Origin of the sequence: Streptomyces sp. NPDC047853 (genome assembly GCF_043204535.1) — a bacterium.
GTDB lineage: Bacteria > Actinomycetota > Actinomycetes > Streptomycetales > Streptomycetaceae > Streptomyces.
This window is the reverse complement of record NZ_JBIDCI010000001.1, coordinates 250,499-264,821: the sequence shown is the minus strand read 5'-3', so window position 1 is coordinate 264,821 and position 14,323 is coordinate 250,499. Positions and strand designations below refer to the sequence as shown.

The following is a 14,323-nucleotide window of genomic DNA, read 5'->3' as shown; positions in this document are numbered from 1 at the left end:
CGTCACCCGGTCACCTCCCGGCACGCCCGGTAGAAGTCCTTCCAGCCTTCGCGCTCGCGGACGACCGTCTCCAGGTACTCCTGCCAGACGACGCGGTCGGCGGCCGGGTCGCGGACGACGGCGCCGAGGATGCCCGCGGCGACGTCCCCGGGCCGCAGCACCCCGTCACCGAAGTGGGCGGCCAGGGCGAGGCCGTTGGTGACCACGGAGATCGCCTCGGCCGTGGACAAGGTGCCGCTGGGCGACTTCACCTTCGTACGCCCGTCGCCCGTCAGTCCGTCGCGCAGCTCGCGGAAGACGGTGACCACGCGGCGGATCTCATTGATGCCGTCGGGTGCCGAGGGCAGGTCGAGGGAGCGGCCGATCTGGTCGACGCGGCGAGCGACGATCTCGACCTCGGCCTCGGCGGTCTCCGGCAGCGGCAGCACCACCGTGTTGAAGCGGCGGCGCAGGGCGCTGGAGAGTTCGTTGACCCCGCGGTCCCGGTCGTTGGCGGTGGCGATGAGGTTGAAGCCGCGAACCGCCTGCACCTCCTGGCCCAGCTCCGGTATCGGCAGGGTCTTCTCCGACAGGATCGTGATGAGGGTGTCCTGCACGTCGGCCGGGATACGGGTCAGCTCCTCCACACGGGCGGTCCTGCCCTCCGCCATGGCCCGCATCACCGGGCTCGGCACGAGGGCGTCGCGGCTCGGACCGTGGGCGAGCAGCCGCGCGTAGTTCCAGCCGTAGCGGATGGCTTCCTCGGGTGTGCCGGCCGTGCCCTGCACCAGCAGGGTCGAGTCACCACTGACGGCCGCGGCGAGGTGCTCGGACACCCAGGTCTTCGCCGTCCCGGGCACGCCGAGCAGGAGCAGGGCGCGGTCGGTGGCGAGCGTGGTGACGGCGACCTCGACGATACGGCGCGGGCCCACGTACTTCGGTGTGATCACCGTGCCGTCGGGCAGGGTGCCGCCGAGCAGGTAGGTGGCGACGGCCCACGGCGACAGCTTCCAGCGGGCCGGACGCGGGCGGTCGTCCCGGGCGGCCAGCGCGGCCAGTTCGACCGCGAACGCGTCCTCGGCGTGCGGCCGCAACGCCTCCGCGGCGGGCCCCGACGCGTCCCGCCCCGGGTCTACGGACGTCGGTTCGGCGGACGTCGGTTCTGCGGACACGGGCATGGCTTGGTCCCCCTCCAGCTCGACCGGTTCGATCTCGCATCCACGGTGCACCACACCACTGACAATCGCTCTGACCTGCACAAACGCTGACTCTCGACCGATTGTCAGTGGGGGGACCTACCTTCGATGGCATGACACAGCAGGGGGTGCGCTGGACCGCTGACCAGGTGCTGGCACTGGCGCCTGACGCCGCGTCACGTGGAGCGGGGAGCAGATTCGGCGTGGCCGCGCCGTGGTCGGAGGCGGGAAGTTCCGGGGAAGGGGTGGTGTGGGGGCTGTGCCGGGGCAGCGGTGGCCGGCCGTATCAGACGGCCGTGGACATCGCGGACACGTCCGGGCCCGGGTACCGGTGCGACTGTCCGAGCCGCAAGTTCCCGTGCAAGCACGCGATCGGGCTGCTGCTGCTCTGGGCGGACGCAGCTGACGCGGTGCCGGTGACGGAGGCGCCGGACTGGGTGGACCGGTGGATCGCGGGACGGCGCGAACGCGCGGAGGGGAAGAGGACGGAGAGTCCGGCCGGGGCCGCGGCCGGACCCGGTGATCAGGAGGCCGCGCGGCGCCGGGCGGAGCAGCGCGCCGAGCGGATCACCGCGGGCGCGACGGAGCTGGAGCAGCGGCTGGCGGACCTGTTGCGGGGCGGCCTGGCCGGCGCCGAGCAGTGGGGGTACGAGCTGTGGGAGGAGACGGCGGCCCGCATGGTCGACGCCCAGGCGTCGGGGCTGGCCGCGCGGGTGCGGGACCTGGGCGGCATACCGTCGTCGGGCGTCGGCTGGCCGGTCCGGTTGCTGGAGGAGTGCGCCCTCCTCCACCTGCTCGACCAGGCCTGGCTGCGCCGGCACCGGCTGCCGGAGTCCCTGGCTGCGACGGTCCGTTCACGCGTCGGTCTGCCGGCGTCCGCGGACGGCCCTCCGGTGCGCGACCGGTGGCTGGTCCTCGCACAGCACGACACCGGGGACGGCCGGCTGACGACGCGTCGCATCTGGTTGTACGGCGCGGAGACGGAGCGCACCGCACTGCTCCTCTCCTACGGTGCGGCGGGCCGGGCACCGGAGTTGACGCTGCCCGTCGGATCGGCCCTGGAGGCCGAGGTGTCGACGTATCCGGGCGCCGGGCGGCAGCGCGTCGCCCTGCGGGAGCAGTTCACGCCGCCCACGCCCGCGGACCTGCGCCCGCAGGGCGGGACGACGGCCCGAGCGGCCGTCCGGTACGGCGAGGCCCTCCGCGACGACCCGTGGCTGGACGCGGTGCCGGTGACCCTGGAGCGGGTCGTCCCGGTGCCGGACGGAGACCGCTGGCAGCTGGCGGATGCCGAAGGGGACACGGCACTGCCGTTGTCGGCGCCGGCCGGGAGCCGCCCGGGCCTGTGGCGCCTGGTCGCCCTGTCGGGGGGTGCGCCCGTGCGGGTCTTCGGCGAGTTCGGCCACCGGGGCTTCACTCCGCTGACGGCCTGGCCGACCGGACCGGGCCCGGCGGTGCCGCTGTGCTGACCCGTTCCCACGACATGCAGACGGAACGGGACCGGAAGGAGCCGGAAAGTACCGGAAGGCACCGGAAGGCACCCGCAGGAACTCGAAGGCAGCTGAAGGCTCCTGAAGACACCCCAAGGCACCCCAAGGCCCTCGGAATGAAAGCGGAAGGGAATCGCATGACCAGCACACCCACGCCCGCCGCGGAGCCCGCCACCTCCCCCGGTTCCGGCACCTGGGAGGAACTGGTCACGGCAGCGCTGCTCGGCACGGACCGGCGCACCCCTCCGGGCTGCCCGCCCGGTGCACACGCGCCGACGGCGCTGCTGGACGCGGCCGCCGCGGAGACCGTTCGCCGACGCGCCGGACTGCGCCCGGCACACGCCGGCCGCCGTCCGGAAGCGGCCCCCGCAGATCACCGTCCGCCACTGCCGGCCGCGGCCGCCCGTCGGCTCGCGATGCTGCTCACCGACCGCCCCGGCACGGCGGGCGGCGGCCGCCGGGGTACCGCGCCCGACCTGATGGAGCTGCTCCCCCAGTGGCTGGCCGCGGCGAACGCCCGGGGCTTCGCGCCACCCCCCGAGGCACTCCCGGCCCTGCTGGACGCGGCCCGGGGCCGCACGGACCTGCGTCCTGCGGCGCTTGCGTTCGCGGGGACGCGCGGGCTGTGGCTGGCCCGGCTGAATCCGGACTGGCGGTTCGCCCTGCGCGCCACGCCGGGCGGAGGCACCGCACTGCCCGGTCCCGATGCCGCGGACCAGGTGCGACGGCTCTGGGAGGAGGGCCTGTTCGCCGAGCGGGTCGCCCTGCTGACGGCCCTGCGGTCCCGCGACCCCGCCGGTGCCCGAGAGTTGCTGGCCTCGACCTGGCCGACGGAACGGGCCGAGGACCGCCTGATGTTCCTCGACTCGCTGCGGTCGGGGCTGGCACCGGCGGACGAGCCGTTCCTCGAGGCCGGGCTGGCCGATCGGAGCCGCAACGTACGGGCGACGGCGGCGGAACTGCTGTCGGCGCTGCCGGACTCGGCGCTGGCCGCGCGGATGGCGGCGCGGGCCGTGACGTGCGTGTTCCTCGACCGGGCCGTGGAGCCGCCGGCGATCACGGTCGAGGCTCCGCACGAGTGCGACCCGGGCATGGAGCGGGACGGCGTCGTGGCCAGACCGCCCTCGGGCCGGGGAGAACGGTCGTGGTGGTTGGGCCAGTTGGTGGAGGCCGCCCCGCTGGGTGCCTGGACGTCCCGGTTCGGCGGCCGTTCCCCCGAGGAGATCGTCGCCCTGCCTGTGACGGACGAGTGGCGGAGCGATCTGCACGCGGCGTGGTGCCGAGCCGCGGTGCGGCAACGGAACGGCACGTGGGCGAGGGCCCTGCTCGGCGCGCCCACGGCACCCGAGGCCGGGGGGCCGGGCGCGGTCTCACTGGCCGAGCGGGCCAAGCTGCTCGGCACGCTGGGAGCCGGTGAACGGGCCGAGTGGGTCGCCGGGTTCATCGCGACACACGGGCTGTCGGAGGCGTTCCAGTTGCTCGGCATGTGCGGCGTGCCGTGGACCCCGCCGCTGGGACGGGCCGTGGTCGACGCGCTCAACATCGCCCGCGACGCGGGGAGTTACCCGTGGAGCTTCAGCGGCGTCATGGGGCTGGCCGAGCGTTGCCTCGACCCGTCGGAGGCGGGCCGGCTCGACGGGCTGCTGGCGATACCCGACGAACCGGAGGACGCGGCGCCGGGTGCCGGGGGGTACTGGGCGGAGGCCTTCCAACGGCTCGTCACGACGTTGCGACTGCGCGCGGCGATGGCCGAGGAACTGGGGGCGCCATAAGGCGGGACAGGGGCCCGCACCCACGGCGGACCATCCGCCCGCCGATGACCAACCCTCGAAACCCGCTCCCGTCCCCGCTCCTGTCCCCGTCCCCGCGGTTACGCCTCCGCGGGTTCCCGTACGTTCGTCCGCACCCAGTCCACGATCGACGCCGTCGTCGCGCCGGGCGTGAAGATCTCCGCGACGCCCTTCTCCTTCAGCGGCGCGATGTCCGCCTCGGGGATGATCCCGCCACCGAAGACCAGGATGTCCTCCGCGTCCCGCTCCCGGAGCAGCTCGATCACGGCGGCGAAGAGGGTGTTGTGCGCGCCGGAGAGGATGGACAGCCCGATCGCGTCGGCGTCCTCCTGGATCGCGGTGTCCACGATCTGTTCGGGTGTCTGGTGGAGCCCGGTGTAGATGACCTCCATACCGGCGTCACGCAGCGCCCGCGCGATCACCTTGGCCCCACGATCGTGGCCGTCGAGCCCCGGCTTGGCCACCACCACGCGGATCGGACCGGCTGCCACACCCATCACTGCCTCCATGAAGCGACTACATCCATCCGTACCGACAAGTACCGCACACTTCGCCGACGCCGTACACACGGGCACGGGCAACGGGACACACGAGCCGCACATCGCCCCGGGCGCCCAGTGCCGAGGGCGCGCTTCCGTGACGCGGGCACGGACCCCCGCACCGCATCGTCCGGGGAAGTGAACGAACGTTATCGCCAGGATCCCGCAACCGGCAGTTTCGTGGTCGATACAGAGGGGGAAATCACACGGTGGGACACGTTCGCCGCGCACCGCTCCGGGGCGCGGCGACATCACGCGTACGGAGAGCCGCGGCGAGGGCGGGACGGGGGCGTCAGCACGCCTCGCCCTCGCGGGACGACACCACGGAACGGCCGGGTTCCGCCAAGCTCACGAACAAGACTCACGAAACACACAGAGCTCACTGGAGCTGAACAGGGCACGCAGGGCACGCAGGGCACGCAGGGCACGCAGGGCACTGACGTGGCGCGACGGCACATCCGGTCGGTCAAACCTCGTAATCATCACGAAACACTGGTGTCACGTCTCTCCCCGAGGGCACACGGGGGACAGAGGCTCCCTGCGCGTGCCGACAGGAGGTCGGCCCATGAAGGTCACCACGGCAGCACTGCCCCTTCTCCCGCTCTGTCAGCGTCTCCTGCCCAGCCTCCCCGCCCTTCCAGGGGTGCCGGGGCTCCCGGGACTGTCGGAGCTGGCGGCCCTTCCGGGCCGGTTGACCGGGCTCTCCCTGACCCTCCTCAAGGCGAGCGCCCTGGAGGCCGCGATCCTCGCCGGACACCTGCTCCTCTACCCCTCCGGGGTCATCCAGGAGCGCCGGCCCGTCTCCACCCTGCCGACGGTGGATCCCCGGGACCAGCAGCCCGACCCGCCCACCTGCCGCCTCCCGGCCCCCGCCAGCCCGCCCGTCGTCCTGCTGCACGGTTTCATCGACAACCGCTCGGTCTTCCTGCTTCTGCGCCGCAGCCTGACCCAGCACGGCAGGCACCAGATCGAGTCGCTGAACTACTCGCCCCTGACCTGCGACATCCGCACCGCGGCCGAGCTGCTCGGCCGGCACATCGAGGAGATCTGCCAGCGGACGGGCAGCGAGCGCGTCGATGTCGTCGGGCACAGCCTCGGCGGACTCATCGCGCGGTACTACGTGCAGCGACTCGGCGGCGACCACCGCGTCCGGACGCTCGTGACGCTCGGCACGCCGCACACCGGCACCCGGGTGATCCCGTTGGCGAACGCGCACCCCATCGTGCGCCAGATGCGCCCCGGATCGGCGGTGCTGGAGGAACTGACCCTGCCCGCGCCCGGCTGCCGTACGCGGTTCGTCAGTTTCTGGAGCGATCTGGACCGCGTGATGGACCCCCTGGAGACGGCCTGTCTCGACCACCCCGACCTGACCGTGCAGAACGTGAGGGTGAGCGGCATCGGCCATCTCGCCCTGCCCGTGCACCCCGCCGTGGCCACCGGAATCCGCCGGGCGCTCGACGCCGTCGCCGCGGAGCCGGACCTCCGGCCCGGCAGCCAGGTCGGCGGACTGACGGTCGCCTGACGCCCCGGGGACGGTCGCCTGACGCCCGGGACGGCCGTCCGACACCCAGCCTCGGGGCGGCCGCCCGAACCCCTGACGGGTCCGGAACCAGGCGGACACAACCCGTTCAGCTTCGAACAAACGTCGAACACAAAGCCAAACTCGTGCCCGCCGTCCCCCAAAACACGGCCGATTGCCCGTTTCCTTCGGGCACGAAACCTGGGGAAGATTGTCGCGCCCGTATACCGACGGGTACAGTCGCCGCACTGCTCTGGCAGCCCCTGTTGTCGAGGCGAAAGAGAAGTTGGTGAACGACCGTCACCCGTCGGGGGGCCTGACCACCCCGGCCTCGGCTTCCGAAGCCGCATCGGCGCCCTACGCGTCGTACGGCACAGGGGAGTCCCAGTACGGCGACCTCACCACGTACGGCGGCTACGACGCCACCGCTTTTCCGCCCGGCGGCACCGCCACGGCGACCTTCGCCTCGGACCCCCTCTTCGGCAGCCTCCCGGGCCAGGACACCGGCAGCTACGACGTCACCGGCGCGTACGACACGACGGGCGCCTACGACGCCACCCAGTGGTCCACCGGCAGCGGTCCGGTCCTGAACCACGACGCGTACGCGGCCCAGCCCGCCGGCTACGGCACCGGCGCCTACGACACCGGCAGCTACGACACCGGCGCCTACGACACGACCACGTGGACGGACGGCCACCTCCAGCAGCCCGCGGTCGTACCGCCGCAGGCGGCGGAGACCGAGGCCACCGGCCAGTGGGACACCGGCGCCTGGTCGCCGCCGGACCAGTCGGGGAACCCGGCCGACCGGACCCAGCAGTGGGACTGGGGCACCCAGACCTTCGAAACGGGCACCTTCGACACCGGCACGTTCGCGACCGGTACGTTCCACACCGGAGCGTACGACGGTGGCAGCCCCGACACCGGGGCCTACGACGCCACGCAGTGGAACTCGGACGGCGCCCCGCAGGACACCACGCAGTCATCGGAGAACGGGACGGCCGACGTCGAGCCGGCCGCCGAGGAACCCGGCCCGTACGACGACCCGGCGGCCACCGGGGAACTCCCCGCCGTGCCCACCCTCCTGGAGGGCCAGGAGGAGGTCACCCCCGCTCCCCGGATCCCGGCCGCCCGCGCCGCCTCCCGCAACGGGTCCCGTTCCCGGCGCCGCCAGCCCGCCAAGCGCTCGGCGCTGATGACCATCGCCGTGCCGTCGGCCTGCGTGATGAGCGTCGCCGGCATCGCCGCCGCCTCCGTCGGCATGACCGGGGGTGACGGCGCGGAGGCCACGGCGTCCGCGGCGGACGCGGAGGACCCCGCTGCCGCGCCGGTCAAGCCGTCCACCGCCAACAACAAGCTGGACACCCAGCTCACCAGCCTCGCCGCCGGAGCCGACGACTTCGCCGACCGGGCCAGCCGTACGCAGGAACGCATCGACCTCAAGGCCGAGCAGGCCCTTGAGAAGAGGCGGGCGGCCGAGGAGGCGGCCCGCAAGGAGCGGCTGCGCCCCAAGTTCGCGCTCCCCGTCGCCCAGCACGGCCTCAGCGCGTACTACGGCCAGGCCGGCATCAACTGGATGTCCGCGCACAGCGGCATCGACTTCCCCGTGTCCTACGGCACGACCGTGATGGCCGCGACCGACGGCACCGTCCGTACGCAGTTCAACGTGGCGTACGGGAACATGATGATCCTCACCGCCAAGGACGGCACCGAGACGTGGTACTGCCACCTCTCCGGTTACCAGGTACCCACCGGCACCACGGTCAAGGCCGGCGACGCGATCGCGTCCTCGGGCGACTCGGGCAACTCGACCGGACCGCACCTGCACTTCGAGGTGCGTCCCGCGGGCGGTTCGGCGATCGACCCGCTGTCGTGGCTGCGCAGCCACGGCCTCGATCCGCAGTGACGGAGTAACGTCTCAGCACGTCCTCGGTGAAGCCCCGTCGGCCGACGGGGCTTCACCGCGCGGCGCGCCCGGGACGCGCCGTCAGAGCTTCTCCACCGGCGCGTACCGCAGCAGCAGCCGCTTGGGCTTGGGTTCTCCGAAGTCGATCGTCGCCTCCGCGTTCGCCCCCGTGCCCTTGACCGCGACCACCGTGCCGAGACCGAACTGGTCGTGTGTGACGCGGTCGCCCACGGACAGCGAGACCGTCGGCTCCTCGGCGGTGCGGCGCGTGGCGAAGCCGGAGGCGCCCGACGCCGAGGAGCGGGAACGGGACGAGGACAGCGAGGCCGCCACCGCCGAGACGGGCGCGGCGGACGCGGGCCCGTTCGCCCCGGTCCGCTTCCACTCCAGGTGGGGGGCCGGGATCTCCTCCAGGAAGCGCGAGGGCGGGTTGTACGACGGCTGGCCCCAGGCGCTGCGCAGCGTCGAGCGGGTCAGGTACAGCCGCTCGCGGGCGCGGGTGATGCCGACGTACGCCAGGCGCCGCTCCTCCTCCAGCTCCTTGGCCTGGCCGAGGGCGCGCATGTGCGGGAAGACGCCGTCCTCCATGCCGGTGAGGAAGACGACGGGGAACTCCAGGCCCTTGGCGGTGTGCAGGGTCATCAGGGTGACGACGCCGTCGCCGTCCTCCTCGTCGGGGATCTGGTCGGAGTCCGCGACCAGCGCCACCTTCTCCAGGAAGTCGGCCAGGGTGCCGGCCTCCTCGCCCTCGGCGCGCTCCTGCTCGAACTCCAGGGCGACGGCGGCCAGCTCCTGGAGGTTCTCGATGCGGGTCTCGTCCTGCGGGTCGGTGGAGGCCTGCAACTCGGCCAGGTAGCCGGTGCGTTCGAGGATCGCCTCCAGCACGGTCGCCGGTCCGGCTCCGGACTCGACGACCGTACGGAGGTCCTCCATCAGCGTGTTGAAGCGCTTGACGGCGTTGCTGGAGCGCGCAGCCATCCCGTACGCCTCGTCGACGCGCTTGAGCGCCTGCGGGAAGCTGATCTTCTCGCGCTGCGACAGGGCGTCGATCATCGCCTCGGCGCGGTCGCCGATGCCCCGCTTGGGGACGTTGAGGATGCGGCGCAGCGGCACCGAGTCCTCGGGGTTGGCCAGGACGCGCAGGTAGGCCAGGACGTCCCGGACCTCCTTGCGCTCGTAGAAGCGGACGCCGCCGACGACCTTGTAGGGCAGGCCGACCCGGATGAAGACCTCTTCGAAGACACGGGACTGGGCGTTGGTGCGGTAGAAGACGGCGACGTCGCCGGCCTTGGCCTCACCCGCGTCCGTGAGGCGGTCTATCTCGTCGGCGACGAACTGGGCCTCGTCGTGCTCGGTGTCGGCGACGTACCCGGTGATCTGCGAGCCCGTGCCCTGGTTGGTCCACAGGTTCTTGGGGCGGCGCGACTCATTGCGCTCGATGACCGCGTTGGCGGCGCTGAGGATGGTCTGGGTGGAGCGGTAGTTCTGCTCCAGGAGGATGGTCGTGGCGTCCGGGTAGTCCTCCTCGAACTGGAGGATGTTGCGGATGGTGGCGCCGCGGAACGCGTAGATCGACTGGTCGGCGTCGCCCACCACGCACAGCTCGGCGGGCGGGACCTCGGCCTCGGGCGGTACGTCGACGGGGTGCTCGGTGGTGCCGACCAGCTCGCGCACCAGGGCGTACTGGGCGTGGTTGGTGTCCTGGTACTCGTCGACCAGGACGTGCCGGAAGCGGCGGCGGTAGTGCTCGGCGACGTCCGGGAAGGCGCGGAGCAGATTGACCGTCGTCATGATCAGGTCGTCGAAGTCGAGGGCATTGGCCTCGCGCAGCCGCGACTGGTACATGGCGTACGCCTGGGCGAGGGTCTTCTCGAAGCCGTCGTTCGCCTGGGCGGCGAAGTCCTCCTCGTCGACCAGCTCGTTCTTCAGGTTCGAGATCTTGGCGCTGAAGGACTTCGGCGGGAACTTCTTCGGGTCCAGGTCGAGATCGCGGCAGACCAGCGCCATGAGGCGCTTGGAGTCGGCCGCGTCGTAGATCGAGAACGACGAGGTGAAGCCGAGCTTCTTCGACTCGCGGCGCAGGATGCGGACGCAGGCGCTGTGGAAGGTCATGACCCACATCGCGTTCGCCCGCGGGCCGACGAGCTGCTCGACGCGCTCCTTCATCTCGCCCGCGGCCTTGTTGGTGAAGGTGATCGCGAGGATCTGGCCGGGGTGGACGCTCCGCTCGGCCAGCAGGTGGGCGATGCGGTGGGTGAGGACGCGGGTCTTGCCGGAGCCGGCACCGGCCACGATGAGCAGCGGGGTGCCGGAGTGGACGACGGCGGCGCGCTGGTTCTCGTTCAGCCCGTCCAGGAGGGCGGCCGCGTCCAGGGCGGGGCGCGGGGCGCCGTCCCGGTAGTGGGTGTCGCGGTCCGGGGGCGTGTCGAACTTCCCGCCGAACAGATCGTGCGGCACCGCTTCCGGTGCGTGATCGTCCTCGGGCGGCGGCGGAGGTTCCTCCTCATGACCCCGGGGGGTCTGGAGGCTCGCCAGGAAGCTGTCGTCAAAGAGGCTGCTCATCGCTCTCCGAGTCTAGGGCGCCCCACCGACAACCCGGCGCCACCCCGGAAAATGGCCGGGACACCTCACACCGGTACGCGCTGCGACCTGCCGGGACACGAAGAGTGACGCCCGTCGCCAAGGTCACGAAAATGTATCGGGCATATCACCCACCAACCTTCACAGCCACCACACGAGTTGGCTACGGTGCGGGCAGGCCGCACGACCCCCTCCGGCGAACCTCGCCGGGCCGCGCGGCCTCCGCCGAGTCCGGTGTGCCCGCACGGCAGCCGGAGCCGGGGACCCACCGAGAACCTTGGGGTGAATCGGCTCACCGCTCCCCGACGGGGGCGGACGCCGTAGGGCAACCCTTCCGAAACACCGCCCGAACCCTCCCCCAGGGGGCTGAAAGCCTGGGGGGGACCCCACCGCTGACCCGGTAGGCGGAGCTGTGGAAGGAGTCGCCTCCTTGGCGTCGCACCGCAAGTCGCGTCCCACGGGCACGCGCGTAGCAGGCCTACGGACCCCCGCCCTCGCGACGGCGGCCCTCACCTCCGTGGCCCTGCTGTCCCAGACGGCCACCGCCACGCCCTCGGACGACGACCGGCCGAGCCTGGAAGAGGTCGAGAAGAAGGTCGACGACCTCTACCGCCAGGCGGGGTCGGCGACGGAGAAGTACAACGCGGCCAAGGAGAAGACGACCAAGCAGCGCAAGCGCGTCGACACCCTTCTCGACGACGTGGCCAAGCGCACCCAGCGGCTCAACGAGGCACGCGAGGAGCTGGGGTCCTACGCCTCCGCGCAGTACCGCACCGGCTCCGCGATCCCGGAGACGGCGACCTTCCTGCTGGCGGACTCGCCGCAGGACTACGTCGACCGGAACCATCTGCTGAGCCGGCTCACCGGCCGCCAGAAGGACGCGGTCGACGACTTCACCACCCAGCAGTCCGAGACGATGGCGAAGCGGCGCGAGGCCACCGAGAGCCTGGCGACGCTCACCGAGTCGCAGAACGACCTGAAGACGGCCAAGGCCACCGTCCAGAAGAAGCTCTCCACCGCGCGCGAGCTGCTGTCGGAGCTGACCGCCGAGGAGAAGGCCCGGCTGGCCGCGATCGAGAGGAAGAAGCAGGAGGAGGCCGCCCGCAAGGCCGCGGAGCTCGCGGAGCGGCAGGCCGAGGAGCGGCAGGCCGAGGAGCGTGAGCGGCGGGAGCGGGCCGCCCAGGAGGAGAGCGACGCCGGCTCCGGCTCGTCGGAGTCCTCGGGCGGCACCGGCGCCTCCTCGGGTTCCACCGCGCCCGACGCCTCGTACGGCACCAAGGCCGAGAAGGCGCTCGCCTTCGCCCGCGCGCAGATCGGCAAGCCGTACGTGTGGGGCGCCACCGGTCCCGGCTCCTACGACTGCTCGGGCCTCACCCAGGCCGCCTGGAAGGCCGCGGGCGTCACGCTGCCCCGCACCACCTACGACCAGGTGAACGCCGGCACGACGGTCCCGGTCTCCCAGGCGCAACCCGGTGACCTGGTCTTCTTCTACGACGACCTCAGCCACGTCGGCCTCTACATCGGCAACGGCATGATGATCCACGCCCCGAAGCCGGGGGCGTACGTCCGCGAGGAGTCGATCTTCTACGACGGCGAGTCGTCGATCCACAGCGTGGTGCGCCCGGCGTGAGCCGCACGGCTCTCTAGCATCGGGCGCATGTCGTCGCGCACCTCCCCCTCCCCTCTGCGCGCCTGGTGGGCGCAGCGTCCGCCGGCGGCCGGGGCCGCGGTGATGGCGACCGGCATCCTGTCGGTCGGCCTGCACCTGACGGGCCACGAACTGCTCTCCCGCATCGCCCTGGTCCTGGCCTGCGCGGCCTGGCTGACCCTGGCGGCGAACTTCGCCTACCTGCTGCTGGTCGAGCGGGCGCGGTGGCTGACGCGGGCGGGGACGCCGGGCGCGCTGACCGCCGTCGCCGCGACGACGGTGCTCGGCACCCGGATCGCCCTGTTCGACCGGTCCACCCCGGCGGCGGCGCTGCTGGCGCTGGCGGCGCTGCTGTGGCCGGCACTGCTGTTCCTGGTCGTCACGCACTGGGGGCGCCGCATGCCGGGGGCGGTCTTCCTGGGCTGCGTGGCGACGGAGGGGCTCGCCGTACTGGGTGCCACGCTGTCCGCCACCACCTCGACGCCCTGGCTGGCGCACGCGTCGCTGGTGCCGTTCTTCCTGGGGATCGTGCTGTACCTGGTCGCGCTGTTCCGCTTCGATCTGCGGCAGGTGGCGCGGGGGGCCGGTGACCACTGGGTGGCGGGCGGCGCGCTGGCCATCTCGGCGCTCGCCGGCGCCAAGCTGCTCGCGGCGGCCGGAACGGGCATGTACCTGTGGAACGAGGACGACAGCGCCGTCCTGCACGACCTGACCGTCTTCCTGCTCGCCCTCGACCTGGCCTGGTACGCCGTGCTCCTCGCCGCGGAGATCGCGTGGCCCCGGATCCGCTACGACGTGCGCCGCTGGTCGACGGTCTTCCCCCTCGGCATGACGGCGGCGGCGACGCTGTCCGTCGCCGCCGCCGTCGACGTCCCGTGGCTGGACGCTCCGGGTCAGGTGCTGCTGTGGATCGCGGTGGCCGCGTGGCTGGCGGTGGCGGCCGGGGCGGTCCTGCAGGCCCGGGCGGGGCTGCGGTCCGGTGGTGCGGACGCGGGGGCGGAGGGGCTCAGGTCCACAGCACCGCGATGAAGACGTTCACGACGGTCAGCAGGCCCACCAGGCCGAACAGCGGCTTCTCCACCTTCTCGTCGTCGCGCTTCACGTAGACCAGGCCGAGAATCACGATCAGCACGGCGAGCTTCACGCCGATCTTGATGTTGTCGACGGAGTAGTCCTGGGCCTGGTTGAGGCCGACGAGGGCGACGCCGGTCACCAGCATCGTCAGCGCCCCGTGCAGCATCGCGGGGGTGAAACGGGCCGTGCCCTGGCCCATCGCCTTCATCTGGGTCAGGAAGCCCCCGAGGAGCGCCGCGATGCCGATGATGTGGAGACCGACGAAGAGGTGGATGAGTACGTCCATGGGGCCGGAGCCTAATCAGGGGCCTGGACACCGTCCGACACCGGCCCGGCGGATGCGGGAGCGTGCGGAACCGGCGCGGGTGCATATATGCGCCCCATAACACCTCAGTCCCCTCACCCGCCCCCGATAGGGCATCTCGGTCATCACCCTGCGTGAAGGGGGCCGCCGTACGACGGCCCTCCGGTCACTTGCGGGCACCGCGCGATCCGGTACCGCCAGTTCCGCGCAACCCGTCTCCCCCGCGCCGCGACCCCGCCTAGCGTCCAGGTCGAGTGACCGGAAGCGACCGGAAGCGACCGGCACGAGCAGGCTCCGAGTA

10 protein-coding genes are annotated in these 14,323 nt (G+C 72.3%); 6 read left to right on the top strand and 4 right to left on the bottom strand.

Features of this window, described 5'->3' with window-relative positions; all coding sequences use genetic code 11:
* Nucleotides 1–2 precede the first annotated feature (2 nt).
* Nucleotides 3–1,157 carry an AAA family ATPase gene (locus ACGF5T_RS01300; RefSeq protein WP_356601885.1) on the bottom strand — a complete coding sequence of 385 codons (1,155 nt, stop codon included), beginning with the start codon at nucleotides 1,155–1,157 and terminating at the stop codon, nucleotides 3–5.
* A gap of 131 nt (nucleotides 1,158–1,288) precedes the next feature.
* On the opposite strand from ACGF5T_RS01300, the gene ACGF5T_RS01295 reads away from it, so the two are divergent.
* A complete protein-coding gene (locus ACGF5T_RS01295; RefSeq protein WP_366767207.1) occupies nucleotides 1,289–2,644 on the top strand; it encodes an SWIM zinc finger family protein in 1,356 nt (451 codons plus the stop codon).
* Between the two features lie 158 nt (nucleotides 2,645–2,802).
* The gene (locus ACGF5T_RS01290) at nucleotides 2,803–4,437 is read left to right on the top strand and encodes a DUF5691 domain-containing protein (protein ID WP_366767206.1); all 1,635 of its coding nucleotides are present in this window, start codon (nucleotides 2,803–2,805) and stop codon (nucleotides 4,435–4,437) included.
* Between the two features lie 98 nt (nucleotides 4,438–4,535).
* Here the strand turns inward: ACGF5T_RS01290 and ACGF5T_RS01285 are convergent, their stop codons facing one another.
* The gene (locus ACGF5T_RS01285; protein ID WP_356601879.1) at nucleotides 4,536–4,952 is read right to left on the bottom strand and encodes a cobalamin B12-binding domain-containing protein; all 417 of its coding nucleotides are present in this window, start codon (nucleotides 4,950–4,952) and stop codon (nucleotides 4,536–4,538) included.
* Nucleotides 4,953–5,559: 607 nt separating this feature from the next.
* Between ACGF5T_RS01285 and ACGF5T_RS01280 the strand changes: the two genes are divergently transcribed.
* Both ACGF5T_RS01280 and ACGF5T_RS01275 read left to right on the top strand, forming a co-directional pair.
* Nucleotides 5,560–6,516 (top strand): alpha/beta fold hydrolase, encoded by a 957-nt coding sequence (locus ACGF5T_RS01280; protein WP_356601877.1) that lies wholly within the window; start codon nucleotides 5,560–5,562, stop codon nucleotides 6,514–6,516.
* Between the two features lie 286 nt (nucleotides 6,517–6,802).
* On the top strand, nucleotides 6,803–8,416 hold the full coding sequence (locus tag ACGF5T_RS01275) for a M23 family metallopeptidase (RefSeq protein WP_366767205.1): 1,614 nt from the start codon (nucleotides 6,803–6,805) through the stop codon (nucleotides 8,414–8,416).
* 81 nt (nucleotides 8,417–8,497) lie between these two features.
* Here the strand turns inward: ACGF5T_RS01275 and pcrA are convergent, their stop codons facing one another.
* Complete coding sequence (gene pcrA, locus ACGF5T_RS01270; protein ID WP_366767204.1) at nucleotides 8,498–10,978, bottom strand: DNA helicase PcrA; 2,481 nt, start codon at nucleotides 10,976–10,978, stop codon at nucleotides 8,498–8,500.
* Nucleotides 10,979–11,426: 448 nt separating this feature from the next.
* On the opposite strand from pcrA, the gene ACGF5T_RS01265 reads away from it, so the two are divergent.
* Both ACGF5T_RS01265 and ACGF5T_RS01260 read left to right on the top strand, forming a co-directional pair.
* The gene (locus ACGF5T_RS01265) at nucleotides 11,427–12,626 is read left to right on the top strand and encodes an NlpC/P60 family protein (protein WP_366767203.1); all 1,200 of its coding nucleotides are present in this window, start codon (nucleotides 11,427–11,429) and stop codon (nucleotides 12,624–12,626) included.
* Nucleotides 12,627–12,653: 27 nt separating this feature from the next.
* A complete protein-coding gene (locus ACGF5T_RS01260) occupies nucleotides 12,654–13,673 on the top strand; it encodes a tellurite resistance/C4-dicarboxylate transporter family protein (protein ID WP_366767202.1) in 1,020 nt (339 codons plus the stop codon).
* Here ACGF5T_RS01260 and ACGF5T_RS01255 read toward each other — a convergent pair.
* The gene (locus ACGF5T_RS01255) at nucleotides 13,651–14,004 is read right to left on the bottom strand and encodes a hypothetical protein (protein ID WP_366767201.1); all 354 of its coding nucleotides are present in this window, start codon (nucleotides 14,002–14,004) and stop codon (nucleotides 13,651–13,653) included. The genes ACGF5T_RS01260 and ACGF5T_RS01255 overlap by 23 nt on opposite strands.
* Nucleotides 14,005–14,323 lie beyond the last annotated feature (319 nt).